A 26,571-nucleotide genomic window follows, 5' to 3' on the forward strand; every position below is an offset into this window, starting at 1 on the left:
GAGTCGGTGAACACTCGGGGATTACCTGTTGTTCGCTAGCTATTCTGCTGGGCGTCACGTGCCGCGTCGGCAGCAGGGGTGCCGGGACGCTTGGCGACGACCCAGTCGGGGATGGTGCGTTGGGGACCCGACGACACCGCGAGAGCGCCCGCCGGGACGTCCTCGCGGAGCACCGTACCGGCTCCGGTGTACGCGCCGTCGCCGATGGTCAGCGGTGCGACGAACATGTTGTCACTGCCGGTGCGGCAGTGCGAGCCGATCACGGTCTTGTGCTTGTTGACGCCGTCATAGTTGACGAAGACGCTCGACGCCCCGATGTTGGTCTGTTCGCCGATCTCGGCGTCGCCCACGTAGGTCAGGTGCGGCACCTTGGTGCCGGTGCCGATCTGTGCGTTCTTGGTCTCGACGAAGGTGCCGATCTTGCCGTGCTCGCCGAGGTCGGTGCCGGGCCGCAGGTAGGCGAAGGGGCCGACGGTGGCGCCCGCGCCGATGACCGCCCCCGATCCGTGCGTGCGGATCACCTGCGCACCGTCGCCGATCACGACGTCGGTCAACGTGGTGTCCGGGCCGATGACGGCATCGTCGGCGACCACGCAGCGGCCGTGCAGCTGGGTGCCGGGTTCGATCCGCACATCCTGGCCGAGGACCACGTCGACGTCGATCCACGTGGTGGCGGGGTCGACGACGGTGACCCCGGCACGCATGTGACGTTCGACGATGCGGCGGTTCAGTTCTGCGCCGAGCGCGGCGAGCTGAACACGATCGTTGCAACCCGCGACGACGCTCGGATCGGCGACGGTGAACGCGTGCACCGGACGGCCCGCGGCGCGGGCGATCGCGACCAGGTCGGTGATGTAGTACTCGCCCTGCACGTTGTCGGTGGAGAGTTCGGCGATCCCGGTCCGCAGCATGTCGGCGGAGAACGCGTAGATGCCCGCGTTGACCTCGGTGATGGCGCGCTCCGCCGGGGTGGCGTCCTTGTGCTCGGTGATGGCCAGCACGTCGGCGGTCGCGATGTCGACGCCGGGTCCGCCTGCGCGGACGATACGTCCGTAGCCGGTGGGGTCGTCGGCGATGAAGCTGGTGAGGGTGACCGCGGCGGCGTCGTCGCCGTCGGTGCGGCGGTGCTCGGCGATCAGTTCGGTGAGTGTCTGGCCGTCCAGCAGGGGAGCATCGGCGACGGTGACGATGACGGTGCCGGTGAAGTCGTCGGGCAGCCCGGTCATGCCCGCACGCGCCGCATCGCCGGTGCCCAGCGGACTGTCCTGCTCGGCGATGGTGACGGTGCGGCCGAGTTCGGCGGCCACCTGCTCGATCGCCGCGGTGACGCGTTCGCGTTCATGGCTGACGACGGCGATCAGGTGATCGGGATGCAGTTCCTGGGCGCCGTGGAGAGCATGTCCGACGAGGCTGCGCCCGCCGATCTCGTGCAGGATCTTCGGGGTCTTCGACTTCATCCGGGTGCCCGCCCCTGCGGCCAGCACGATGACGGCGATGCTCCCGGTCGACGGCTCTTCGCTCATTGGGGTCCCTTCGCAGGTCGATCGCGATTGGTCTCCTCGGCTGCACGACCACCCGTTCGGGCGACCGCGGTGGTGAGGACGCGGCCAAATCTTACGCGAGGCCGCCTCGACGAATGATACTCGGCGGTAGCCCAGGGATCGCGTGTCGCGTCGATGCGCCGACCGGCGTGGAACCCGTCGCGCCCGTCAGCGGTAATGCGGATTGTTCATGACCGGGATTTGAATACTGATCGGCAACCGCAGTTCGGACATGTACAGCAGGACGAATTGACGCAGGAACTCGTCGAACAGCCAGTACGCCTTCGGCGGCATGCCTGCCTGCAGTATTCCTTCACGCACCGCCACGTACGGGCCCCACGAGACCTCGAGCATCGGCGACCACACGGGTTCGCGGGGGATCTTGAGGTCGTCGGCGATCTGGTCGCCGAGCATGAACCGGGTGATCGCGCCGAGGACGCCGCGGCTGACCAGCGAGAGGTCGAGGTTCTTGCCGAGATCGAGCAGCATGTGCGCGAGTTTGATCCCCTCGGGCGTGGCGTCGATGACGGGATCGAGCACCTGCTTGGCCTGCGACTCAGCGGACGCCCACGACGAGGGGATATATTCGTCGGCGATGCCGAGTGCGTGCGCCGTCAGCTGCCACGAGTGCAGAAAGCCTGCCGATTCGTCCGCGGCGACCGGCACACCCCACTTGCGGAACTGACGCATCGCGCTCGTCGGGAGGCTGTGCCAGGTGACCATCATGTCGGCCTGACTGATCGGCAGTTCCTCGTCCGCGGCGTGCTGCCAGTACGGCGAGCGCGGCAGGATGTGGCGGACGCCCGCATGGGCGAGCCTGGTCTTGACACATGTCACGACGTGCTCGCCGTCCGGGGCGAAAGCGTTCGCCGTGCCGATGTCGTACCCGAGCTTGGCGGTCTTCGAGATGCGGTCCTTCATCGCCGAGCCGCCCCACGAGTAGTAGACGGCGCGCGCCTCGTGCGGGATCACCGTGCTGAGCATTCCGCTGACGAACCCGTAGATGACGCCGAGGTAGGTGCCGCGCTTCTCGTTGAATCGGGCGGCTGCGGCCAGCTTGCCCCGGTCGGTCCACGAGGGCAGGGCGACGGCGCGCTGCAGGAACTCGTGCAGGTCGTGCGGCAGTCCGTCGGGGAGTGGCTGGCCGTTGCGCGTCCAATGCTTGAGGAGCCTGTTCACTGTCGGGATCTCGCCGCGGCGCGCGAGGTCGGCGACGAGGTCGTCGCATTCGGGGTCCCCGACCCTGTGCGGATCGGCGCCGGAGCCGGTGCCCGGGACGGACTGGGCGGGTGACCACGTCCACGGCGTGGCCGGGGCGATCACCGCGAGTGCGCTCGCCGCGGAGAGCGCGGCACCGCCTTTGAGCGCGGTCCGCCGGGTGAGTGCGTGCGGTGTCTGGTCGGTCGATGCGTGATCGGTCGATGCGTGGTCGGACATGATGTGCCTCCTCGTTCCTGTGTTACAAAATCTATGAGTATGTAACATAGGTGCATCGTCGCTCGTTGTCTGGCGTATCGGCGATACCGTTGAGACGACCGGGTCGGGGACCAGTGGTTGAAGGAGTGTGAGTTGCCTGTGGCGATCCCGTCGACGGCAAGGCCCGAAGCGACGCTGTTCGAGCGTGCGATTGCTCGGGCGACCCAGGGGGCGGGCGAACCCGTGGATGCGACCAGGGAGAAGTTGATCGAGGCCGCGTACCAGCAGTTCTGCGAGGCCGGCGTCACGCGGTCGTCGATGGAAGAGGTCGCCCGTCGGGCGGGTACCGCACGGATCACCATCTACCGGAAGTTCGACACCAAGGACGCCCTGGTCGATGCGGTGATGCTGCGAGAGTTTCAGGAGTATTTCGGCGCTTACTTGCAGGTCATGGCGACTGCGGTGACGGCGGCCGATCGTGCGGTGATGGCTTTCGTCACCTCCTTGCGGACCATCGGCGGCAATCCGTTGATCCGAAAACTCCTCGAAACCGAACCCGAGATGGTCGCCGGTGTGGTCGGCGGTGGCGACGGCCGCACGTTCGAGGCGGTTCGCGACTTCGTCGCCCACCAGATTCTGCGGGAGCAGGGTGCGGGAAACATCCCTGCCCGTGTCCGCACCATTCCGGCTGCCGACCTGGTGGTCCGCATCGCCGGATCGTTCCTCACCTTCCCGAGCGATCTCGTCGACTACGACGACGAGGAAGCGCTCGTCAGCTTCGCCCGCGAATTCCTTCTTCCGATCCTGGGGCTGCGCCGCTCCTGATCTCGGATGCCACATCTCGGTGAACACGCCGAGTGGGAATGTGTCTCCGCTGTCCATCAGTGGTGGAGCCTCATCGTGATGCCGCCATTCATCCAGTTCGACGCCGTCGTAGGGCCCTGATACGCAGGTGCCGACCTTCGTCACTTCGATGCGGTCGTCGATCGTCCTTCTTGGCTGCACCGGGACGATCTTTCCTGCTAAGACGGCAAGACGTCTTGCCTCCTCCGATTTGTGTGTTACGTTTCTCTCGAACTTGTAACATTCACTGGGAAACGGGGATGCAGATGGCGTTTGAGCTGCCGCAGTCGAAGGGCCCGGTGCGCGACCTCGCGGTCGAGGCCGGGCACACGCTCGGCTTCGCCCTGCAGTCGATCGGATCGCTGTTCGTCACCATCGCGCGGCTGCGCCTGTCCCTCTCGGAGACGGTGAACCAGACGGTCTTCATCGGCCGCGTCAGCACCGGTCCGTCGCTGTTGCTGATGATTCCGGTCGGCGTCTTCATCGCCGTCTCGGTCGGCGAGCTCGCCGGCCGGATCGGCGCGGGCGGCTACTCGGGCGCGGTCGTGGCGTTCATCATCGTCGGACAGGCGTCGGCCCTCGTCTGCGCACTCATGATGGCGGGTGTCGCGGGCTCGGCCATCTGCACCGACCTGGGCTCCCGCAAGATCCGAGAAGAGATCGACGCAATGGAGGTCATGGGCGTCAACGTGCTCGAGCGCCTGGTGGCGCCGCGGATCGCTGCGGCGATCATCGTCGCCCTCGTTCTGTGCTCGCTCATCACGGTGACCGGCGTCGGAGCCTGCTATCTCTACCACATCTACGTCCAGCATCTGCCCGCCGGAAGTTTCATGGCCACCTTCAGCCAGTACGGCCGGACGTCGGACTTCGTGATGGCCCTGATCAAGTCGGCGCTCTTCGCGCTCTTGGCGACGATCGTCGCCTGCTTCAAGGGGCTGCACGCGCGCGGCGGACCGAGCGGCGTCGCCGACGCGGTCAACGAGGCCGTCGTCATCGCGTTCGCGCTCGTCTTCGTCTTCAACACGATTCTCTCGCAGCTCTACTCGATGATCGTCCCGGCAGTGGGGGCGTACTGATGACCCGACACTTCGACGTGTCGATCCCGACACGGACCGACATCGGCCTGCGCGTGCGTCATCGCGTCGGTCGTCGGCTCGGTGGCTTGGCCGACGGCACCGTCCGCTTCGGTGAGTACGTCACGTTCGTCGGACGAGCCGTCATCGGTGTGCCGTTCGCGCTGATGCACTACCGCAAACACGTGGTCCGGCAGATCGCCGAGGTGACGTTCGGGACCAAATCGCTGCTGTCCGGCGGCGGCACCATCGGCATCGTGCTGGCGATGTCGCTCGCTGCGGCCGCGATGCTCGGCGTCGAGACCTATCGGGGCCTGCAGTTGGTCGGCATGACGTCGTTGTCGGGGATGCTCGCCGCCATCGCCAACACACGTGAACTCGCGCCGGTCGTCGTCGCCATCGCCCTCGCAGCGAAGGTCGGCACGGGTTTCACCGCGCAGATCGGCGCCATGCGGATCTCCGACGAGATCGCGGCGCTCGATTCGATGGCGATCCGATCGGTGCCCTTCCTCGCCACCACGCGGATGATCGCGGCGATGGTCTGCGTCCTGCCGATCTACATGGTCGGGCTGCTCGCCAGCTACATCTCCACCCGCATGGTGGTGGTGTGGTTCCACGGCGAATCGTCGGGCACCTACGACTACTTCTTCCATCTCGCGCTGAGCCCCACCGACCTGGCGTTCTCGGCGCTCAAGGCCATCGCGTTCGCTGCGATCGTCACCCTGGTCCACTGCTCGTACGGGTACTTCGCGAGCGGCGGCCCGGAAGGCGTCGGGCAGGCCGCAGGTCGTGCGCTGCGGACGTCGATCCTCGCCATCGGCATCTTCGACGTGATCCTCACCTTCGGCCTGTGGGGCCTGGTTCCCGAGATCCCCGGAATGGGGATGTAGTGATGACGGTCATGCTGCCGGGCCGCCCGGTCTCCAAGTTCCGATACGTGCTGCGCGCGCTTCTCGCCGCCGTCCTCATCGTCGCGTTCGCCGTCTGGATGGTGGGCCGCAGTGCCGGGTGGTCCGCGGACGAAGCCGAGGTGTACACCGACGTCCCCGTCGGCGTCGGACTCCTCCAGGAGGGCGCGCCGGTCCGCTTTCACGGCATCAAGGTCGGGCGGATCTCGTCCATCGAAGCGGGTGCGACGTCGTCGCGCGTGACGCTGGCGCTCGCCGATTCCGCGATCGGCCAGATCCCGGGTCGAGTGACGGCCCGCGTCCTGCCGCGCACGTTCTTCGGTGACGTCTACCTCCAACTGATCCCGACCGAGGGGTCGCAGCAGAGCACGGATCGCTTGTCGGCGGGCGATCAGATCGCGATCGACGACGGCCCCGACGCGGTGAACCTCTACGACGTCTTCGCGAAGCTCTCGCACCTGATCGAGGAAGTGCAACCGCAGGAGATGACCATCGCACTCACCGCCGTCAGCAAGGCCGTCAGCGGTCGCGGCGATCAACTCGGCATGATGATCGACGACTGGTGGGCCGCCTCCAAAGAACTGGAGCAGTCGGTGACCCGATTCATCGAAGCGACACCGCAGTTCCGCGAGGTCGCCGAGAGTCTGGAACGGGCCACGCCCGCTGTCATCGAGACGATGGCATCGGTCACCTCGATCTCCCGCGGGATCGTCGATCATCGCGATCACCTCGCCGACTTCTTCCGCAGCGCCGTCGATTTCGTGTCCGCAACGGGATCGTTCGTCGCCCAGCAGCGACGATCCCTCATCACCGTGCTCGACGCGACGGGCACCATCCTCTCCACCGTCGCCGAGAACCCGCAGGGCGTCTCCCAGACCGTCGCGGAGGCGGAGAAGTTCGGCAAGGCCGGCGCGATCCTCTTCTCGACCGGACGATTCAACATCACCACCGTCGCGACGTTCTCGCAGCCGATGCCGTACACCGCCGCGGACTGCCCGACCTATGGGTCGCTCCGCGGCGCGCACTGCACGGGGAGAGGTGCTGAGTACGGCGTCGGACCGGTTCGGAAGCCGGGTGAGGGGCCCGGTCGAGTCCTCGACCCACCGAAGCGGACCGTCGCGCCGGCGAGCACTGGTCCCGAGATCGTCGGCGGCGCTGCTGAGGCACAGCCGCTCGGCCTCCTCGAAGGCTCAGTGGCCCCGTCCCGCACACGTCAGTCGGGAACTCCCAACCCGGCGACCACGCTGATGCTCGGCCCGATGGTGCGCGGCACGGAGGTGACGGTCCGATGACTCGCCTCTCACCGTTCGTCGCGATCAAAGCGGGACTGCTGATTCTGACCGGCGTGGTGGCCGCGGTGCTGGTCGTCAACACCCTGCGCGTTCCGGTCGCCGGGGACACCGATGAGTACACGGTCGTCTTCACCGACGCCGAAGGCCTCATCGACGGCAACCCGGTCACGATGTCGGGCGTGCGGATCGGTCGGGTCGACGGCATCGCCCTGCGTGCGCAGCCCGACGGTACCGCCCTCGCGTACGTGACGGTCGCCGTGCAGTCGGCGCATCCGCTTCCGGAGCGTGTCCGCGCCTCGATCCGTTACGGCGACATGCTCGGCGCCCGGTACGTCGCGATCGAGTCCGATGCGACGGCACCGCCACGAGTCGGGAACGTGGTCGCCGCAGCGGCGACTGATCCGCCGATCAACCTGACCGCGCTGATGAACGGTTTCCAGCCGCTCTTCGCCTCGTTGGAACCGAAGCAGGTCAACGAACTCGCGCAGGGATTCGTCGACACCTTCGCCGGCCGCACCAGATCGGTCCGCCTGCTGCTGAGACAGATCGCAACGATGGGATCCGACCTCGAATCGAACAGCGCCGTGTTCGCCCGCGTCGTCTCGAATCTCACCACCCTCATGCAGAGCGCCGATCAGCGCAGCGACCAAGTGACCGAGCTCTTCGCCGGACTCGGCGATCTCACCACGTCGATCGTCGGTGACGAGGGGCGCCTCACCGCGCTGTTCGATTCCGGCGATCGGACGCTCGCAGCCCTCGCGCAGATGATGACCGTGGCGGGCGACGATTTCGCCGAGGCGCTGACCGGCCTCAACGACGTCACCGGCGCGTGGGTTCCGCACACGGCGAAGTTCCAGACGTTCCTGCAGAAGCTGCCGGTGATGGCCGACAAGATCAACCATGCGGGCCGCTATGGCGGGTTCATGTCGCTGTACATGTGCAACTTCACGCTCAAGGCCGGTGGGGCGGAAGCCAATATCTTCGGCACGTCGCACTCGGCGATGTGCAGGTAGGGGAGTAGCACCGTGTTTCTCGTCCGTCTGATCGACGTCTTCGTCGGGGTGTTGGAGTTCATCTTCAAACCCGGTCGCCGCAACGCGGGCGCCTCGCCCGCCGTTCTCGGCACCGCGGGCATCGTCGTGCTGGTGGTGCTCATGGTGGCCGCGATCGGCGTCCCGCAGCTCGCGTATCACTCGAGTACCTCGCCGTACACCGCGGAACTGCACAATGCCGGCGGGCTCACGACCGCTGATCCGGTTCTTGTCGCGGGCGTCCCCGCCGGCCGGATCGAGTCCATCGACCTCGCGGGCGACCGCGTCCGCGTGGGCTTCCGGCTGGACAACGACCAACCGCTCGGCAACCAGACGCGGTCCGACGTCCGCCTGCGGACCGTCCTCGGCAAGCGATACCTGGAGATCGTTCCCGGCGGTACCGGGAGCGTGGGACCGGACAACACCATCCCGCTCTCGCGGACCGGAACGTCGTACACGCTCGACGATCTCTCCGACGACGCCGTCACCACCTCGGCCGCGATCGATCCGGAGGTGATGCGGACCCTGATGTCGACCATGCAGTCGCTGGTTCCGGACCCGGAGACCCTCACCGCGTCGATGGACGGCATCAGTGGCGCGGCGTTCGCGGTCACCAACAGCGGTCGGCAGCTCGACCACCTCCTGAGCCTGGCGAAGCGACTCGCGACGGTGTCGGCAGATCAGGCCGACTCCATCTCGACGGCGTTCGGCAACGCGCAGGCCGTCGCACAGATGCTGGTGGTGCGTCGGCACGTCCTCACCCGGCTCGCTGACAACCTGCGCCAGGTCCTGAAGTCCATGGCGACGGCGTTCCCGCAGGTCCCGATGGGAGAGCTGATGAAGAACGTCACCGCGGTGACGGCAACGCTGTCGGCCAACGCCGATCAGGTCTCGGCGATCCTCACTCACCTGCCGCCGTCGCTGCGCACCATCACCGATGCGACCGGCAACGGCAACTGGGCCGATGTGACCTCGCCCGCCGCGATCATTCCGGACAACATGCTGTGCGTCCTCGGTGTCATGAAGGGATGCAAGTAGATGACTTTCCGTCAGGTCCGAGAGGTCCGGCAGCGCAAGCGGTACGGCGGTCGGGTGGTGCTGGTTCTGCTGCTGGTCGCGGCGATCGTCGCCGGACTGTGGTTCACGCTGGTCCGAGAGCCCGACATCCGCACCGTCCGCGCCGAGTTCGAATTCACCAACGGACTGTACGAGGGGTCCAAGGTGACAGTCCTCGGGGTGCCGGTCGGCCGCGTCGAATCGCTGACCCCGCGCGGCGACCGCGTCGTCGTCGAGATGACGATCGACGGCGACGTGACACTGCCCGCGGGGGTGCACGCGCTCATCGAGAACGCGTCGGTCATCAGCGAACGGCACCTGGACCTCGCACCCGCGTACACCGGCGGACCCGCCCTCGACGACGGTGCCACCATCCCGCTGACCAGGACGCGTGCGCCCATCAGCTTCGACCAACTGCTCGGCAGCATGAGCACCATCACCGACGTCCTCAGCCCCGACAAGGGTTCCGCGGGCGGCGCCGGCAACGGTGACCTGGGTGCCCTGCTGAACCGCACCGCGCAGGCCTGGGACGGCGGTGGTGAGCGGTTCAATCGGGCACTCTCGCAGTTGGCGTCGGCCAGCGGACTCGTCGGCGCGCGCAGCGGCGACATCGAGGGCCTCGTCGTCAGCCTCGATACGCTGATGAACTCGTTCCGCGCCAAGCAGGTCTCCCTCGACGGCTTGGTCCGGTCGATGAGCGCGCTCTCCGATCAGTGGCGAGACCAGGACGTCACCACCCCGATCAACGACCTCAAGACGGTGTTCGACCAGATCAATCAGTTCGTCACCGATCACGCGGGCGACGTCGGCACCGTCGCCGCGAACCTCGAAGAACTCGGCACGGTGCTGGCCGCCAACCGGTCCGGACTCGCCGAATTCATGGACCTCGCGCCGCTGATGATGCAGAACCTCTCCAGCACCGTCGGTCCCGACCGGCGCGGCCGGATCCGCCTCAACGTCTCCACCACCCTCACCCAGTTCCGGACGCTGAAGCCGCTGTGCGAGAAGTTCCCGATGCCGCTGTGCACCGGCGCAGGCCTGACCAACCCGATCTCGTTCCCGATCTCGATGTCCGACCCCCTCGGCATCGTCTCCGCGATCACCGGCCAGTCGCCGAGCGCGCCGAAGAAGGGACAGCGATGAGCAGGCAGACCAGGGCTGTGCGGGTCGCGGCGGCGGGTGTCGCGCTGACCGTCTCCCTCACCGGGTGTTCGTACGGACTGCAGAATCTACCGGTCGGCGGCGGCAGCGGAGGACTCGACGTGACGGCCGACTTCACCGTCGCCGACGGCGTGGTGCCGGGCGCCGATGTCCGCAGCGGACAGCAGGTGATCGGCCGCGTCGTCGAGATCGGCCTCACCGGTTCCGGCGCCCGCCTCACGTTGGCGCTCGACCGCGGCACGGACCTGCCCGCGAACGTGACCGCGGCGTTGGAGGTTCCGTCGGCGCTCGGGACGCCGTTCATCCGACTCGAGCGCCCCGAGCAGCCACGGGGCCGGCTGGTCGACGGTGCCGAGATCGGCGCCGACCGCAGCTCGATCGGACCTCAGGTGGAGGGCACCCTCGCCGCACTCGGAACGGTCGTCTCCGGTAGTGGATTCGGGCAGCTGCAGTCCATCGTCGCCAGTCTCAACGAGGCGTTCGCGACGCGCTCCGACAAGGTCGGCGACCTCATCGACACGCTCAACCGGCTGCTGTCGGCGTCGTCGCCCTACACCCGGGACTTCGAGCGCGCGATGCAGGCCGCCGCCCGCGTCAGCGACGTCTTCGTCGCCAACCAGCAGAAGGTGGCCGACTTCCTCGACCAGACACCGCGCGCCGTGGCCGTGCTCGCCGGTCAGCGTGATCGGATCTCAGCATTGATGGACCAGACCACCGGGCTCGCCAAGAATCTGGACGCGATCACGCGCGGTCGGCAGCAGACGCTGAATCACCTGGTGCCCGACGCGCTGACTCTCGTCAACGCACTCGGCTCGTTCAACGACGACGTCGGCGCCACTCTCACACAGATGAACGCCTTCATGTCGAACTTCTCGTCGGCCATCCGCGGCGACTACCTGACCTTCGACGGTGCGCTCGACGTGCCGGGCAGCATCGACAAGATCCTCACCGGCGGCATGCTCGCCTCCGGTCAACCGCTGCCCACTCCGGGTGAGCTCGCCGACGTCCTCACCGGCGGACTGACGGGTGGCAAGAAGTCCGACACCGAACCGGACACGAAGAAGCCGGAGAAGAAGACCGAGAAGACGAAGGGAACGCGAGGATGAGAGACCGGTTTCCCGTCGGGACCTTCCAGTTCGTGCTCTTCGTGGTGGTCGCTGTGCTCGTGATCCCACTCGGCGTCAATTACATCGCGGGCGCCGAAGGATTCACGGGCAAACTGCATCTGCACGCCTCGCTGAACGACGCCTTCGGGCTCACCGAGGGGACCGGCGTCACGGTGCGCGGCGTCGACGTCGGCACCGTCAGCTCGTCACGCCTCGCCGCGGACGGACGATCTGCCCAGGTGGAATTGACGCTGCGCGGCGACACCCAGATCTCCACCGATGCGTACCTGCAGGTCACGATGGGGTCGATGGCGGGCATTCAGAGTGTCGACATCGTCACCGACTCCGCCGCCGGGCCGTTTCTCCAGGACGGCGACCGCATCGCGGCCCCGGCGGACAAGCAGCCGATGCAGATGGATCAGATCATCCTGAAGGCGTCGCATCTCCTGGAGACCGTGCGCGACGGGTCCGTCTCCACCGTCGGACGCGAACTCGCCGCCGCGTTCGGTGATCGGGGCGATTCCCTGGAGAAACTGGTCGCCAACGGTGCGGCGCTGGCCTCGGTGGTCCGACGCAACGCGCCGCTGCTCTCGGGAATGCTCGGCGACTGGGTCGACACGCTCGACGCGATGGCCGACTCCACGGCGAGCTTCGAACGCGGGATGCGGTCGGCCGCCGACTTCACCGACCAACTCGACGCGCAGCAGCCGGTGTTCGTCTATCTGCTCGACCACTCGCCGCAGGCGCTCGATCGCGCGACTGCGCTCTTCGACAAGTACCGCGGAACGTTCGGCGGCGTGCTGGCGAACCTCGTGGCGGTGGAGCCGATCATCGCCGACCGTGACGATGCGCTCCGCACCGGACTCACCACCATCCCGCAGGGCCTGAAGGATCTGCGGTCCATCGTCAAGAACAACCGCGCCGACTTCACGTTGCTCGGCACGCAGGGGCCGGTCTGCCTGTTCTACGACGAGCCGCGGCGCACCATCGGCGACCTCACGCCGTCGCAACCGAATCTGGCGCGCTATTGCCCGCCGGGCGACGGCCACGGCCAGCGCGGCGCCGTCAACGCGCCGCGTCCCAATGACCTCGGCACCCGCACCTGGAAGCAGCCCGGCGGCGTCGCGGGGCCTCCGTCCGTCACCGACCCGCTGTTGATCCCCGATGGCGCCGAACTCCTCCTCATGTGGCGAGACCTGTTGGAAAGGACACGAAATGGCAAGTGAGACCACGGTCAAGGACCGCGCGATCGATGAGACCGAGGTCGCGCTGGACGTCGACGCCGCGGACCCGTCGGACAGCACGACGACGAAGGCGGCTCGTAAGAGCGCACCGCTGCGTGCACGGAGCTCGCGACGTCGCGGCCGCCTGCTGCTCGGTGTGTTGCTGGCGGCGCTCGTCGCCGCCACGGGCTTCTTCGGCTATCACTACTTCGCGGATTCGTCCGCGAGCGGCGACGCCGACCGCATCGCCGTCACCGCGATCGCCGACGATTACACCACCAAGCTCGCGAGCTTCGACTACCGCGATCTGAACAAGAACCGAGAGCAGATCACCGCGATGTCGACGTCGTCGTTCTCGGCGAAGTACGACGAGATGGTCAAGGCGCTCACCGAGATCGTCTCGAACGGCCAGGGGGTCGCCACCGCGAAGGCCTCCCACGTCGCCGTGCAGTCGATCGACGGCGACACCGCGACCGTGATCGCGTTCGTCGACCAGAAGGCGACCAACGTCGTTGCGCCCACCGGCAAGGACCAGGCGTATCGCATGGTCTTGACCATGAAGCGCGACGGCGACACCTGGCTCGTCGACGACGTCCAGACCGTCTGACCCACGCCCCGAACCCCACACCGCAGAACAGGAGAACCGCGATGTCCGTCGATCATCTGCCGGCCGCCCCGGCCACCGAACCCGACTCCGAGACCAACGCTTGGACCAAATACCACCTCAAGTACCTTCCCGACCTGGACACCGCGGTCCCGGAGCTCACCACCGCGCAGACCAGGATCAAGATCAGCACCCGCAAGCGTCGCGTCACCAGCCTGCGCAAGCCGGCGGTGGTGCAGGAGGCGCTCGACTTCTGGGGATTCGCCGGGGCCGCCGCCAATGTCGTGATGCAGCTCGGCTGGCCGGAGGTCGGGTACGGCGTCATGGAGAGCAAGGTCGAGACCGGCGCGCTGATGGTCCATCCGTGGAAGCGGGCGCGCACCACCACCCAGTATCTGGCGGTCGCGATTCTGGGCACCGATGAGGAGAAGGCCAAGTTCCGGGAGGCCGTGAACTCCGCGCACCGTCATGTGCGGGACGACGGTCGCAGCCCGGTCAAGTACAACGCGTTCAACCGTGAGCTGCAGTTGTGGGTGGCCGCCTGCCTGTACATCGGGATCGAGGATTCGCACCAACTGCTGTCCGGGGTGATGAACGAGGAGGAGGCGGAGGTCTTCTACCAGTCGTGCAAGACGCTCGGCACCAGTCTGCAGGTGCCCGATGAGATGTGGCCGCCGACGCGGGCCGACTTCGATCATTACTGGAACTACGCCTGTCAGCGGGTCGTCATCGACGACACCACGTGCGACTTCCTCAACGACCTCGTCGACCTGCGGATGATTCACCCGTTGATCCGGTTGCCGTTCGCGAATCTGCTGCGGTTCCTCACCATCGGCTTCCTCCCGCCGCTGTTCCACGCCCAACTCGGGCTGGAGTGGACCGACGACGACAGGCGCCGCTTCGAGCACCTGTTCACCTTCGTGTCCGTGGTCAACAAGTTTCTGCCGAAGTTCATCCGGTTCGGCGGCAGCCGTTGGCTGTTGCGCGATCTGCAGCACCGCATCAAGCACGACAAGGCGATGATCTGACCGTGGGTTCGCGTTCTCGTCCGACGCTGTCGGAGGTGCTCGACGATTCGGTCAGCACCTTGCTCTGGCCGCGGGCCGCGCTGATGCAGCTCGCGGACCCGGCGGTCGCGCAGACGGAGATCGACAGCGGCGGCTACGGCAATCGTGCGTGGCATCGGTGGTCGCGGACCATCGAGTACATGCGGATGACCGCCGCGCTCGACGACGACGCCATGGCCGCTCTGGTCCGCGAAGTCAATCGCATCCATTCGACGATCCGCGTTCCGGAGGACGCCGACGGCGCGCCGGTGAAGAGCGCTGCGGGACGCAGGCCGGCCTTCGACCCCACGTTTCAGGTGTGGGTCGCCGCGACGTGGTGCGTCAGCATGCTCGATGTCTATCAGTTGCTCGTCGCACCGATCGACGACGACGTGCTCGACGTCCTGGTCGCCGACTTCGCGCGGGTCGGGACCACCCTGCAGATGCGGCTCGAGGACTGGCCGCGCAGTCACGCGGCGCTGCGGCAGTTCGTGGCCGAGGGAGAGTCGCGGTATCCGAGCCCGCTGCCGTGGGCGGGCCCCGACGACCCGCCCGAGACGGTTCGCGCAGGTGATGTCGGGATGCAGGTCTTCACGACGTACTCGCACAAGCGGCGCGTGGTGCGGCAGATGCCGAGGATCCGGCTGTTGACGTGGGGTATGGCCGGTCCCGCACTGCGTGCGGCGTATTCGCTCGAGTGGACTGACGGTCACCAGCGTCGATTCGAGAGGGAGGTGGTGTCCCGGCGTCGCGCTCGCGCCCTGCGGCCCGCTTTCTGGCGTCGTCGGGAGGGTCGTGCCCAACGTCGTCGCGCCCTCGACCGCCTCGCGGCCCAGGAGACGATCTCCTACAGCGAACTGAAAGCGCGCGAGCGGCGGCAGCGCCGGACCGAAGCTCGGATGCCGGTCGAGTAGCCGGTCCGCTCCTCGAACCCCGGCGCGCTGTCCCGCTCGTTACGCCGCTATGGCACAATCATCTTCGCTGTATTCCGCCGTGGTGTAATGGCAACACTCCTGATTTTGGTTCAGGCATTTCAGGTTCGAGTCCTGGCGGCGGAGCAAGCGGTCGCGAAGCGCATTCCGGCGACGAGGCGCTCGATGGTGAACTCCTCGGGTCGGGCAAGAATCAGCCGGCCGGATTCAATGATGAGTGCGACGATCAGTCGTGCGTGCAGGTCACGATCCGCGTCGACGTTCTCGTCGCCGGTGTTGGTGTACGCCGTCAGCAGTTGAGCGACCATGTCGGCGGCCTGTTCGCGGCCGCGGTCGATGGTCTTCCGGAACTGCGGTGTGGCGCTGTCGACAAGCTGCAGGATTGCGCTCCACAGTTCGGGTGACGCTGTGAACATCCTCAACAGGTTGGCGAAGAGCGCCAGCCCGAAATCGGGCTGCGAGCCGGAACTCACCTCGTTCTTTGCGTGCTCGCCTGCCTCGTAGCACTGCGCGATCGCTCGCGCTTCTTCGCGCGCCAGTGATGCCCTCAGGAGTGCCGCTGAGTCGTCGAAGTGCTTGTACACGACCGGTCGCGTCACGCCGGCGGCCTCGGCGACCGACTCGATGGACACTTTGTGGACGCCGCGCTCGACGATGACGCGGAGCACCGTGTCCAGGAGCTGCTCCCGGCGTTCCTCCGGTGTCATGCGTGGCGCGTACGGGCGTTTGCTCGTGTTCTGCGGTGGTGCCATCGCCGCACCGCCCTTCCTGTCGTTGATACGAACCGCAATCTTACATCTTGTGTAGCTTCGGTCCATGAAGCTACGCTAACCGTAGCTACAGGAAATGTAGCTTTTGGGATCTCGATCCTTCGCGGTCCCGCTCCGGGATCCATCGGGCCTTGGAGAACGTCGTTCGGTTCACCAACAGAGGAGGTCGTTGCAGTGGACAATCGGAGTGACCGCGTCTGCGTGATCGGGGCCGGCTACGTCGGCAACGGTGTCGCGGGTGCGTTGAAGCGGGCCGGAGTGCCCTATGACCAGGTGGAGGTCACCGACCGAGTCGGCGGCAATTGGTCGCACGGCGTCTACGACTCGACACATCTGATCAGCTCGAAGCGATCCACCCAGTACGCCGAGTTCCCCATGCCGGCCGATTACCCGACCTTTCCCAGTCGGGCCCAGATGCTGGCCTACCTGCAGTCATACGTTGACCACTACGGGCTCGCGGAGCACCTCGAGTTCCGCACCGAGGTCGTCGAGGCCCGACCGGTCGACGCGAACGGCATGGCGGGCTGGGTCGTCCGGCTCGCGTCCGGCGAGGAACGGCACTATCGGGCCCTGGTGGTGGCCAACGGGCACTACTGGGAGCGGAACCTGCCGCAGTACCCCGGAGAGTTCACCGGTCGGCAACTGCATTCGAAGGACTACAGGCGGCCGGCGGACTTCGCCGGCGAGCGGGTGCTGGTCGTGGGGGCGGGGAACTCGGCAAGCGACATCGCGGTGGAGGCGTCGGCGACCTTCGGTTCCTCCGACATCTCGATGCGACGCGGCTACTGGTTCATCCCCAAGGCGATGTTCGGCATCCCGGTGTCAGAGCTGGACCGGGTGTGGTTGCCGATGTCCCTGCAGCGGACCGGATTCAAGCTGATGCTGCGGTTGAGCTACGGCACTTATCAGCGTTACGGGCTCAAGCGGCCCGACCACAAACTGTTCACCCGCGACGTCACCGTGAACAGTTCGTTGATGTACGCGCTGCAGCACGGCAAGGTGCGGCCGCGGCCGGAGATCGAGCGTTTCGACGGCTCGACCGTCCATTTCGCGGACGGCACGTCGGACGACTACGACACCGTGGTCTGGGCCACCGGATTTCGCACTCGTTTCCCGATGCTCGATGAGTCGATGTTCGTCTGGGAGAACGGCGACCCCCTGCTGATCGAGCATGTGCTCGCGCCCCGCTACGCCAACATCTACCTCATGGGCTTGGTCGCCCCGCGCTCCGGAGCCGGCCGCATCATCTCGGACGGCGCGGCCTTCCTCGCCGAGGCGATCCCGGTGCAAGCGCGCTTCGCTGAGCCGCTCTCCGATGTCCTCGCCCGCTGGGTCCCGGCGAACTCGTCGATGCTCGCGGGTTCCGCCGAGATCCTCACTCGCATCAAGATCCTGCGGCAGGCGGTGCGACTCTTGGCCGCAACATCGGTATTTCGTCCACAACCACGCCGTCGACCGCGTATGTCGGCGGCACCGCGGCCGTCGGCCCCGCTACCGGCCACCGTCGCCGAGGCTTCGTCGCCTCGCGACCTCACCCGTAAGGAGAGCATTCCGTCATGAGTCTTCCCGATGCCACCCCGAATTCCAGGATTGTCGTCACCGGCGCATCCAGCGGAATCGGCGAAGCGCTCGCCGAATCCTTCGCTCGCCGCGGATATTCCCTGACCCTCGTTGCCCGGCGCAAGGACCGGCTGTGTGCCCTCGCCGAACGTTTGGCCAGCACCTACATCGTGCAGGTCGACGTCGAGCCCTGCGACTTGGCGAACGCGGTCGAGCGCACCGCGCTCATCGCTCGTTTGAGTGCCGGGGACGTCAGCGGGCTCTGCCTGAACGCGGGCTTCGCCACATACGGCGGCCTTCTGACGCTGGACCCGGACCGGGAGCGAGAGCAGGTTGAACTGAACGTGGTCGCGGTCCATCACCTCCTGATCGGTCTCCTGCCCGGCATGGCGGCTCGCAGCTCTGGGGTGGTCCTGGTGACCGGTTCGACTGCCGGTAATCAACCCAGCCCGAACAACGCGACCTACGCGGCAAGCAAGGCCTTCGCGAACACGCTCGCCGAATCGCTGCACGGCGAACTCGCGGGCAGCGGCGTCACCTGCACGTTGCTCGCTCCGGGCCCGGTCCGCACCGAGTTCGCGGCGGTGTCGAATCTCGGAGCCATCGAGCGGCGTCTACCGGGCTTCGCCTGGGTCACTCCTGAGGTTGCGGCCGAAGCCGCGGTACGCGGCGCAGCCAAAGGGCAGCGGCGGGTGGTGCCCGGCACGACCGCGAAACTGCAGGATCTCGGCGGCAAGTACACGCCGCGCAGCATCCTCAACCCGATCTTGCGCACGGCCTACGGGGACCTCCGATGACGGGCCGCGGAGCGGAGTACGGCCTCCGCGGCAGTCTGCGGAAGGCGCTGACGCTCGCGCCTCCGAACGGGCTCCTGTACCGCGACGCGCACTACTTCACCGCCACCGTCGAGGTCGACGTCGCCGCGATGGCGCCGTGGCTGCCGTCGGGAGTGCGTGCGGTCAGTCCTGGGCGCGCGGACGTCTTCACCGCCTGGTTCCCGGACTGCACGTACGGATCGGTGTATCACGAGGCCGGAATCTTCGTGCACATCAAGACGATCGGCGGCCGAACTGGAATCCATTGCCCCTGGATGATCGTGGACGACGATGTCGCACTGATCCTGGGTCGCGAGTTGTTGGGATACCCGAAGAAGCTCGGCGAGATCGAGTGGACCCTCGGCGACAGTCATCTGTCGGCGACGGCAGCCCGCCGCGGCACCGACCTGGTCGCGATGAGTGGCCGACTCGGCGATGTCATCGACGACGCGCCCCCGATCCTCGGGCGGCCGCACCGCAACGTCACCGGCATCCTCGGTGCGGCGTTGCCTCGGATCATCGGTTTCACCCCGGGCGAGCATCCGATCCAGACCCGCGCAGTTCACCTCGACGAATTCCGCGTCGTCGGCACCGAACGCGACCCGATCGACCGACTGGGTCTTGGCGCCGTCGTCGACGCTCGTCTGCACCGAGTGAACCTCTCTGCTGGGGTCCCGCCAATCCCGTTGCGTCCATTGACCCCGCTGTTCTCCCTGACCCGACTACGCCCGAGAGTGCTGTGAGTAACGTGACCGAATCCCTTCTTGCCGAACCACTGGTCCTGCCCTGCGGGCAGCGGATCCCGAACCGCATCGCCAAAGCCGCCATGAGCGAGCAACTGGCCAACCGTGACGGCACGGCGAGCGATGACCTTCGCCGCTTGTACGCCGTCTGGGCCGGCAGCGGTGCGGGCCTGCTGTTGTCGGGCAACATCATGATCGACCGCGACGCGCTCACCGAGCCCGGCAACGTCATCCTCGACGACGCCCGCGGTCTGGACGCGGTCCGTGCTTGGACCGCGGTCGCCTCGGCGACAGACACCAAGATGTGGGCACAGATCAATCATCCGGGGAAGGTCGCCGTGTCGCCGTTCAATCGGCGGCCCGTCGCACCGTCGGCACGGCGCAGCACGGTGCCCGGCTACAACATCCGCAAGCCTCGCGAGCTTTCATCGAGCGAGATCCGAGGCATGATCGCCAAATACGCCCGCACCGCTGAACTGGCCGTGGCGGGTGGCTTCCATGGTGTGCAGGTGCACGCTGCACACGGCTACTTGCTCTCGCAATTCCTCTCGCCACTGTCGAATCAGCGCAACGACGAGTGGGGCGGCGATGCGAGCCGACGGATGCGCGCAGTCCTCGAGACGGTCGCGGCGGTGCGCGAGGCGGTCGGCGACGCAGTCCCGGTCTCGGTCAAGCTCAACTCGACCGACTTCGTTCACGGAGGGTTCAGCGGCGGGGAAGCCCTCGATGTGGCGATCGCCCTCGGCGAGCAGGGCGTCGATCTCCTCGAGATCAGCGGGGGCGGCTACGAGCAACCAGCAATGACGGGAGTCGCGGCCGGGCAGCGACCGGGCCCAGCGGGGCGCGGGTACTTCTTCGATTTCGCACAACGGATCCGTGCCGCGTCGACGGTGCCGATCATGCTCACCGGAGGCTTACGCGAACTCTCGGCCATGGAGGAGATTCTGGCCGGCGGCGTCGTCGACGTAGTCGGAGTGGGACGTCCGCTGACCTTTGTGCCCGACTACCCGAGACAGTTGCTCAGTGGTGGCGTGCCCGTCCTTCCGAACGGCGCCCCGCGCGTGGGTTACCGTCCCGCGAACGGCTATCTGGAGCTCGCTTGGCATAACAATCAGCTGCACAGGATTGCCGCGGGAAAGACCCCGCAGCGCCACCCCGGTATCCACACGCTTGCGCAGTCGCTGATGCGCATCACGGTGGCTGCGGGCAAGCAGATGTCCATTCCGCGGTAGCCGCACCGTGTTCGCGCCGTGCGCAGCATCCCGTTGCGGCTGGGGTTCTCTGTCGTGAAGTGAACAGTGTCACGTCATCCTTGCATCATACCCCTAAGGGGTATAAATTCTTTCTCAGATACCCAATGGGGGTACCGACGACGAAAGGATACGCAATGAGCACGAACGAGTTTCAGGTGACGGGTATGACGTGCGGGCACTGCGAGATGTCGGTCCGTGAAGAAGTCGGCGAGGTCGCCGGCGTGGAGGACATTCAGGTCAGCGCACAGACCGGCAAGCTGGTGGTCGCTGGTTCGGCGCAGATCGACGACGCAGCGGTGATCGCGGCGGTGTCGGAAGCCGGCTACCAGGCTGTGCGGGTCTAGGCCGCAGCGGCCGGAAGTAGGAATTGGCATGAACGCACCGACACGACTGAGTTTGTACGGGTTGGTCTTGGTGGCCGTGTTCGCCGTGGCTGCGGTCGTGGCGAATGCGGTCGTGCCTGAGTCCACCGTCACGAACTGGACGCACGAGGCAGAACAGAACAATCATCACGCGGGAGCTGGGAAGGACGACGTAGACATGGCAACGGGGCATGCGGGCCACGGTGCGGGGGCGGCGGACTTGGGATTGGCCCTGGAGAAGGACGGGTATCGATTGGGTGCGGTGACTGCGCCCGCCGCGACCGGTGAGGCCGGCGCGTTGTCCTTCACGGTCACGGGCCCGGATGGGAAGGCGGTTACCGCGTTCGATCTGGAGCATGAGAAGGAACTGCACCTGATCGTCGTGCGCGCGGACGGGCAGCATTTCCGCCATGTCCATCCTCAGCGCGGAGCCGATGGCACGTGGTCGATCCCGTGGACCTGGGATGCCGGCGGCACCTACCGCGTCTATGCCGATTTCGCGCCGAGCGCGACCGGTGCCGGGATGACGTTGTCGACGGCCGTCCAGGTGAGCGGTGACTACCGACCGGTGCCCACCCGGCAGGTTCGTAGCGCGTCGTCGGACGGATTCACTGTCACCGTCGCCGGGGATCTGGTGGCGGGCGGCTCGTCGCCGCTGACCATGACCATCACGCGTGACGGGCAGCCGGTCACGACGCTGCAGCCGTACTTGGGCGCTTACGGGCACCTCGTTGCGTTGCGTGAAGGCGATCTCGCCTACCTGCACGTGCACCCGCACGGGGAGGCACCGAAGGCCGGCCAGACCTCGGGTCCGGAGATCGTCTTCGAGGCCACCGCGCCCACCCCGGGCCGCTACCTGCTGTACCTGGATTTCCAGGTCGACGGGCAGGTCCATTCGGTCCCGCTGGTGCTCGACGCGGCGGAGTCTGCTCACAATCACGGAGGAACCAGTCATGAGCACTGAGAACCCGACGGCGGCCCAGCCGGGTGCGGCGGCGTCGACGGTCGAATTGCTGATCGGCGGGATGACCTGTGCCTCGTGTGCGAACCGGATCGAGCGGAAGCTGAACAAGCTCGACGGCATCACCGCGAGCGTCAACTACGCCACCGAGAAGGCCAGCGTCACCGCGCCTGCGGGGGTGGATCCGCAGATGCTGATCGCTGAGGTCGAGAAGACCGGCTACACCGCGGCATTGCCGCAGCCCAAGAATGCCGTCGCCGACACCGAGGACGTCGACAGTCCCGAGGACGCCGAATTGCGCAGTCTGCGCCAACGGCTGATCGGGTCGGCGATCCTCGCGATCCCGGTGATCGCGATGGCGATGATCCCCGCGTTGCAGTTCGACTACTGGGGATTCGCCTCGCTGGTGTTGGCTGCACCCGTCGTGCTGTGGGCCGGCTGGCCGTTCCACCGCGCCACCTGGACCAACCTCAAGCACGGCACCGCCACCATGGACACGCTGATCTCGGTCGGCACGTCCGCGGCGTTGCTGTGGTCGATCGTCGCGTTGTTCTTCGGAACTGCGGGCGACCGCGGGATGACCCACGCCTTCGCGTTGACCGTCTCGCGCAACGACGGTCTGTCGAGCATCTACCTCGAGGTCGCGGCCGGAGTCATCACCTTCATCCTGATGGGCCGCTACTTCGAGAAGCGCTCCAAGCGCAGGGCCGGTGCAGCGCTGCGCGCGCTGCTCGAGCTCGGCGCCAAAGAGGTCGCGATCGTGCGTGACGGCGTCGAGGTGCGGGTTCCGATCGAGGAGCTGTCGGTGGGCGACGAGTTCGTGGTCCGGCCCGGCGAGAAGATCGCGACCGACGGTGTCATCACCTCCGGCTCCAGCGCCGTCGACGCCTCGATGCTGACCGGCGAATCGGTGCCGGTCGAGGTGACCGTCGGCGATCCGGTGACCGGCGCGACCGTCAATGCGGGCGGTCGGCTGGTGGTGCGTGCGACGCGGATCGGTGCCGACACCCAGTTGGCGCAGATGGCCGAACTCGTCGAGGACGCGCAGTCGGGTAAGGCCGACATCCAGCGGCTCGCCGACCGGGTCTCGGGCGTCTTCGTTCCGGTCGCCATCGCGATCGCTGTGGCCACGCTCGGTGCCTGGATCGGGGCGGGTTTCCCGCTCAGCGCCGGATTCACCGCCGCGGTGGCTGTCCTGATCATCGCCTGCCCGTGCGCGCTTGGCCTGGCCACGCCGACCGCATTGCTGGTCGGTACCGGCCGCGGTGCCCAGATGGGTGTGCTCATCAAGGGACCCGAGGTGCTGGAGTCGACCCGCAAGGTCGACACGATCGTGCTGGACAAGACCGGCACCGTCACCACCGGCGCCATGAGCCTGGCCGACGTGATCCCGGCCGCGGGCGTCGACCGCAGCGACTTGCTGCGCCTGGCCGGTGCTCTGGAAGACGCTTCCGAGCATCCCATCGCCCAGGCGATCGCCAAGGGCGCCACCGCCGAGATCGGCGATCTGCCCGAGGTGGAGTCGTTCGAGAACGTCGAAGGTCTCGGCGTGCAGGGAGTGGTGGACGGTCACGCCGTCATCGCCGGTCGTGAAGCGCTGCTCGCCGAGTGGTCGCAGCACCTCGACGACGACCTCGCCGCAGCCAAGCAGGCGGCCGAAGCCCAGGGCAAGACCGCGATCGCGGTCGGGTGGGACGGTCAGGCGCGGGGCGTGCTCGTGGTCTCCGACCAGATCAAGGCCACCAGTGCCGAAGCGATCGCACAGTTCAAGCAACTCGGTTTGACGCCGGTGCTGCTGACGGGCGATAACCAGGCCGTCGCCGCTCAGGTCGCTGCCGAAGTCGGCATCGACCAGGTGATCGCCGAAGTGATGCCCAAGGACAAGGTCGACGTCGTGGCCCGCCTGCAACGCGAAGGCAAGGTCGTGGCGATGGTCGGCGACGGCGTCAACGACGCGCCTGCGCTCGCTCAAGCCGACCTCGGCCTTGCGATGGGCACGGGCACGGACGTGGCCATCGAGGCTGCCGACATCACGCTGGTGCGCGGCGACCTCCGCGCCGCCGCGGACGCGATCCGGCTGTCCCGTAAGACACTGGGCACCATCAAGACGAACCTGTTCTGGGCTTTCGCCTACAACACGGCGGCCATCCCACTGGCAGCGTTCGGATTGCTCAACCCGATGCTCGCCGGTGCGGCGATGGCGCTGTCCAGCGTCTTCGTGGTGTCCAACAGCCTCCGGTTGCGGGCTTTCAAATCCCGTGCGACCGACAGTCCGGCTGCCGACCGTCAAGCACCCTCCGACCGCCAGTCGAATACGGTCTGACCGCGACTACCGATCACAAGCTCAGGGTCCGTGCCACACGTGCGCGGGCCCTGAGCGCGTGGATGGAACAGACCCCAGCGGACGACGCGCTCGTGCCTGTGTCGCGGACATGCGGATCGGCAGGGGAGAGGGTCGCGATCAGTAGAATCGACATCATGTTCGGCACGTCGGCCTGTGTGCCGCCCACACCGTAGAAAGACCTGACTCATGACATCCCCACACGAATCACACCACGGCTATATCGCTGACAAAGACGCCTACCTGCGGCGTATGAGCCGCATTGAGGGACAGGCCCGCGGCATCTCCAAGATGATCGCTGAAGACAAGTACTGCATCGACATCCTCACGCAGGTCAGCGCGCTGACCCGCGCGCTGCAAGGCGTCGCCATCGGCCTCCTCGACGATCACATCGAGCACTGCGTCGTCGACGCGGCGAAACTCGGCGACGAGGAAGCCGCCGTCAAACTCAAGGAGGCGACCGACGCCATCGCGCGCCTCGTCCGCTCGTGAGAGCACTCCGGTCGCGGGACTGATCATCCGGCCCAGACGTGCTTCGGCGCGTCCTGCACGTCGGCCCACTCGATGTAACCGCTACCGGTGATGTCCGAACCGCGGAACCGTCCCTGATAGCTGTACGCGCCGACGTACCCGCGACCGAGGCCGAACCGCCAGGGACTGTCGCACTCCGCTTCCAACTGCAGGACCTCGCCGTCCGTGTCCCGTGCCGTCCACCGGATCCTCGCCGGCACCCGCATTGAACGCCGCCACGGGTCGACCTGGGGTTCGCCGTACTCGACGACTTCGAAGCGCACGTCGTCCAGGACCGACGTCTCGTCACCGAGGACGCGGACATGGACCAGGAGGCAGGCGTTGCGACCGCGCGCGCTCACCGAGGTCAGCAGGATCTGGGTCCGATCGTCGATCTCGATGATCTGGTAGGTGAAGAAGTCTGCCGGCAGCTTCCACTGGATGTCGACCAGCGGACGGAACACGCTCTGCGGGGTGGACGCGCGCGCGTACTCGAAGGTGCCGAGACCAGAGATCTCGGTGATGCCGCGCGCATCGGTCACCGTGCCGGAGTACGGAGCCAGCAGGCTGAGGTGGTCGTAGACGGGGGTGCGGACGAAGTACGACGTCTGGTCGGTGATCGTCAGGCGGATGTCGACGGTGAACGTCGGATACTTGCCCACGACGTGCGCGGTGTCGCCGTCGACGTCGATCGTCAGGGCATCTGACCACTGCAGGTGCGAGCCGTCGACCGCGAATGTCGTATCGGTCGACGCGTCGTACGCGGTGTAGAAGTGCTGGTCGTCGTGCGCCGTGGAACTGAAGACGGTCGTCGTGTTGCGGCGATCTGGAGCCTCGAGCTGTTCGTTGTCGAAGATCTCGGTGTCCGTGGTGCCGATGACTGTCATCGTATTGAGATAGCGGTACGGGTCGGGGAGCAGTGGGACGAAGACTCCGTAATGGACCACCGACCATCGTGAATCGGCATGGGGAATCATGGCCGGCGTTCCGTCGTAGGGAGTGGTGGATCCCTTCAATCGGGTGTCCATCAATGGCAGTGCCCTGTCGACGACGAGCCGTGAGAGAGCTGTGCTGAAAAGCTGAGACATGGCTCCCGCCTTCTCGCTCCCGGCCGAGAGCGTCTGTCGTTCCAGTGAAGTAGCAGCCTCGATAGTAGGCGTAACTGCTCGTTACATAAAGGGGCGGCCCAGGCGCACTGGTGGGGCGGGAACGACCAGGAGCGGGAGTGATTTTGTCACTGTGACGCCCGGGCTGAGGTTCTCGACCGGGTCGTCCGTACACCTACGGTAGCCGGATGCGTGGTCTGATTCAGTGACTTGACCTGCAGACTTGACCTCTCCGCCAACTGTGCGTAACTTATTCGACGTCGGAGCGGCCACGCCGCCGAGACAGTCCCCGAAAAGTCCACCGCGAACCTTCGCGGTGGTTTTCTCTGGGGTCAGCGACCAGCTGAACGAGAACTTCAAATCAACGGAATTCCAACGAAAACCAACGATTTGCAGAACATCGAGAGCCGGTGCTAAGTTAGAAAGGTCGCCTCGGAGACGGGGAGATCGACAAAAGTAATTGCAGATGTCTGCTGGAGTTCGGCCGGGTTGTGGTCTGGTTGGTGCTGGTGGGTGTGTGTTCTTTGAGAACTCGATAGTGTGTTTTGGATTTCTTGTGCCGCAAGATTGATTTTTTGTGGCATGGAGATTTTTGGACAGATTTGCCGGCTGCCTGGTGGTGGTCGGCGGTTTTATGAATTTTTTACCATGTCAGTTTTTTGGATTTGGTCAGGTTCTATTTTTCTGGCTTTGTGTTGAAACTTTAGTGTTTCTGCATTTTTTGTTGGAGAGTTTGATCCTGGCTCAGGACGAACGCTGGCGGCGTGCTTAACACATGCAAGTCGAACGGAAAGGCTCCTTCGGGGGTACTCGAGTGGCGAACGGGTGAGTAACACGTGGGTGATTTGCCCTGAACTCTGGGATAAGCCTGGGAAACTGGGTCTAATACCGGATAGGACCTCGCATCGCATGGTGTGG

General features: G+C 66.3%; 24 protein-coding genes, 1 tRNA gene and 1 rRNA gene. 22 read left to right on the forward strand and 4 right to left on the reverse strand.

Annotated features, from left to right (window positions below; genetic code table 11):
• Nucleotides 1-35: 35 nt before the first annotated feature.
• Both glmU and GH2_RS10960 read right to left on the reverse strand, forming a co-directional pair.
• Complete coding sequence (glmU, locus tag GH2_RS10955) at nucleotides 36-1,523, reverse strand: bifunctional UDP-N-acetylglucosamine diphosphorylase/glucosamine-1-phosphate N-acetyltransferase GlmU (protein ID WP_066167255.1); 1,488 nt, start codon at nucleotides 1,521-1,523, stop codon at nucleotides 36-38.
• A 186-nt stretch (nucleotides 1,524-1,709) separates the two neighbouring features.
• A complete protein-coding gene (locus tag GH2_RS10960; RefSeq protein WP_066167258.1) occupies nucleotides 1,710-2,978 on the reverse strand; it encodes an oxygenase MpaB family protein in 1,269 nt (422 codons plus the stop codon).
• 138 nt (nucleotides 2,979-3,116) lie between these two features.
• On the opposite strand from GH2_RS10960, the gene GH2_RS10965 reads away from it, so the two are divergent.
• The 13 genes from GH2_RS10965 (at nucleotide 3,117) to GH2_RS11025 (ending at nucleotide 15,358) form a co-directional block, all read left to right on the forward strand.
• The gene (locus tag GH2_RS10965; protein ID WP_066167260.1) at nucleotides 3,117-3,782 is read left to right on the forward strand and encodes a TetR/AcrR family transcriptional regulator; all 666 of its coding nucleotides are present in this window, start codon (nucleotides 3,117-3,119) and stop codon (nucleotides 3,780-3,782) included.
• A gap of 284 nt (nucleotides 3,783-4,066) precedes the next feature.
• Entirely contained in the window at nucleotides 4,067-4,876 is an 810-nt protein-coding gene (locus GH2_RS10970) for an MlaE family ABC transporter permease (protein WP_066167431.1), read from the forward strand.
• Entirely contained in the window at nucleotides 4,876-5,763 is an 888-nt protein-coding gene (locus GH2_RS10975; RefSeq protein WP_066167262.1) for an MlaE family ABC transporter permease, read from the forward strand. Before GH2_RS10970 ends, GH2_RS10975 begins: the two co-directional genes overlap by 1 nt.
• 2 nt (nucleotides 5,764-5,765) lie before the next feature.
• Entirely contained in the window at nucleotides 5,766-7,073 is a 1,308-nt protein-coding gene (locus tag GH2_RS10980; protein WP_066167264.1) for an MCE family protein, read from the forward strand.
• Nucleotides 7,070-8,086: an MlaD family protein gene (locus GH2_RS10985; RefSeq protein ID WP_066167267.1), complete on the forward strand. Its 1,017-nt coding sequence runs from the start codon at nucleotides 7,070-7,072 to the stop codon at nucleotides 8,084-8,086. Before GH2_RS10980 ends, GH2_RS10985 begins: the two co-directional genes overlap by 4 nt.
• 12 nt (nucleotides 8,087-8,098) lie before the next feature.
• Nucleotides 8,099-9,142, forward strand: coding sequence for an MlaD family protein (locus tag GH2_RS10990; RefSeq protein WP_066167269.1), 1,044 nt, complete (start codon nucleotides 8,099-8,101; stop codon nucleotides 9,140-9,142).
• On the forward strand, nucleotides 9,143-10,303 hold the full coding sequence (locus GH2_RS10995; protein WP_066167272.1) for an MCE family protein: 1,161 nt from the start codon (nucleotides 9,143-9,145) through the stop codon (nucleotides 10,301-10,303). It abuts the gene before it with no gap.
• A complete protein-coding gene (locus GH2_RS11000) occupies nucleotides 10,300-11,427 on the forward strand; it encodes an MCE family protein (RefSeq protein ID WP_084247439.1) in 1,128 nt (375 codons plus the stop codon). The genes GH2_RS10995 and GH2_RS11000 overlap by 4 nt, the downstream gene beginning before the upstream one ends.
• Complete coding sequence (locus GH2_RS11005) at nucleotides 11,424-12,653, forward strand: MlaD family protein (protein WP_066167274.1); 1,230 nt, start codon at nucleotides 11,424-11,426, stop codon at nucleotides 12,651-12,653. The genes GH2_RS11000 and GH2_RS11005 overlap by 4 nt, the downstream gene beginning before the upstream one ends.
• Entirely contained in the window at nucleotides 12,643-13,257 is a 615-nt protein-coding gene (locus tag GH2_RS11010; RefSeq protein WP_066167277.1) for an Rv1363c family protein, read from the forward strand. Before GH2_RS11005 ends, GH2_RS11010 begins: the two co-directional genes overlap by 11 nt.
• Nucleotides 13,258-13,298: 41 nt before the next feature.
• The gene (locus tag GH2_RS11015) at nucleotides 13,299-14,282 is read left to right on the forward strand and encodes an oxygenase MpaB family protein (RefSeq protein ID WP_084247440.1); all 984 of its coding nucleotides are present in this window, start codon (nucleotides 13,299-13,301) and stop codon (nucleotides 14,280-14,282) included.
• A gap of 2 nt (nucleotides 14,283-14,284) precedes the next feature.
• On the forward strand, nucleotides 14,285-15,214 hold the full coding sequence (locus tag GH2_RS11020) for an oxygenase MpaB family protein (RefSeq protein ID WP_066167280.1): 930 nt from the start codon (nucleotides 14,285-14,287) through the stop codon (nucleotides 15,212-15,214).
• A gap of 73 nt (nucleotides 15,215-15,287) precedes the next feature.
• Nucleotides 15,288-15,358: transfer RNA gene (locus GH2_RS11025), tRNA-Gln, on the forward strand.
• On the opposite strand, the gene GH2_RS21290 is transcribed toward GH2_RS11025, so the two are convergent.
• The gene (locus GH2_RS21290) at nucleotides 15,334-15,984 is read right to left on the reverse strand and encodes a TetR/AcrR family transcriptional regulator (protein WP_169802440.1); all 651 of its coding nucleotides are present in this window, start codon (nucleotides 15,982-15,984) and stop codon (nucleotides 15,334-15,336) included. The genes GH2_RS11025 and GH2_RS21290 overlap by 25 nt on opposite strands.
• Nucleotides 15,985-16,176: 192 nt before the next feature.
• On the opposite strand from GH2_RS21290, the gene GH2_RS11030 reads away from it, so the two are divergent.
• From GH2_RS11030 to GH2_RS11065, 8 genes are all read left to right on the forward strand, one after another.
• Nucleotides 16,177-17,562 (forward strand): flavin-containing monooxygenase, encoded by a 1,386-nt coding sequence (locus GH2_RS11030; RefSeq protein WP_066167283.1) that lies wholly within the window; start codon nucleotides 16,177-16,179, stop codon nucleotides 17,560-17,562.
• Complete coding sequence (locus GH2_RS11035) at nucleotides 17,559-18,359, forward strand: SDR family NAD(P)-dependent oxidoreductase (protein ID WP_066167287.1); 801 nt, start codon at nucleotides 17,559-17,561, stop codon at nucleotides 18,357-18,359. Before GH2_RS11030 ends, GH2_RS11035 begins: the two co-directional genes overlap by 4 nt.
• Nucleotides 18,356-19,120: an acetoacetate decarboxylase family protein gene (locus GH2_RS11040; protein ID WP_084247442.1), complete on the forward strand. Its 765-nt coding sequence runs from the start codon at nucleotides 18,356-18,358 to the stop codon at nucleotides 19,118-19,120. Before GH2_RS11035 ends, GH2_RS11040 begins: the two co-directional genes overlap by 4 nt.
• 5 nt (nucleotides 19,121-19,125) lie before the next feature.
• Nucleotides 19,126-20,352 carry an oxidoreductase gene (locus GH2_RS11045; RefSeq protein WP_066167440.1) on the forward strand — a complete coding sequence of 409 codons (1,227 nt, stop codon included), beginning with the start codon at nucleotides 19,126-19,128 and terminating at the stop codon, nucleotides 20,350-20,352.
• A gap of 155 nt (nucleotides 20,353-20,507) precedes the next feature.
• A complete protein-coding gene (locus GH2_RS11050) occupies nucleotides 20,508-20,717 on the forward strand; it encodes a heavy-metal-associated domain-containing protein (RefSeq protein WP_066167290.1) in 210 nt (69 codons plus the stop codon).
• A 28-nt stretch (nucleotides 20,718-20,745) separates the two neighbouring features.
• Nucleotides 20,746-21,699, forward strand: a complete 954-nt coding sequence (locus GH2_RS11055) for a DUF8832 domain-containing protein (RefSeq protein ID WP_066167293.1) — start codon at nucleotides 20,746-20,748, stop codon at nucleotides 21,697-21,699.
• Nucleotides 21,689-24,019 (forward strand): heavy metal translocating P-type ATPase, encoded by a 2,331-nt coding sequence (locus GH2_RS11060; RefSeq protein ID WP_066167296.1) that lies wholly within the window; start codon nucleotides 21,689-21,691, stop codon nucleotides 24,017-24,019. The genes GH2_RS11055 and GH2_RS11060 overlap by 11 nt, the downstream gene beginning before the upstream one ends.
• Nucleotides 24,020-24,226: 207 nt before the next feature.
• Complete coding sequence (locus GH2_RS11065; RefSeq protein ID WP_066167300.1) at nucleotides 24,227-24,529, forward strand: metal-sensitive transcriptional regulator; 303 nt, start codon at nucleotides 24,227-24,229, stop codon at nucleotides 24,527-24,529.
• Between the two features lie 23 nt (nucleotides 24,530-24,552).
• Here the strand turns inward: GH2_RS11065 and GH2_RS11070 are convergent, their stop codons facing one another.
• Nucleotides 24,553-25,635, reverse strand: coding sequence for a DUF6670 family protein (locus GH2_RS11070; protein WP_066167303.1), 1,083 nt, complete (start codon nucleotides 25,633-25,635; stop codon nucleotides 24,553-24,555).
• A gap of 739 nt (nucleotides 25,636-26,374) precedes the next feature.
• Here GH2_RS11070 and GH2_RS11075 point away from each other — a divergent pair.
• Nucleotides 26,375-26,571: ribosomal RNA gene (locus GH2_RS11075) — 16S ribosomal RNA — on the forward strand; the annotation flags it as partial.

Source organism: Gordonia hydrophobica NBRC 16057 (genome assembly GCF_001592365.1).
Taxonomy (GTDB): domain Bacteria; phylum Actinomycetota; class Actinomycetes; order Mycobacteriales; family Mycobacteriaceae; genus Gordonia; species Gordonia hydrophobica.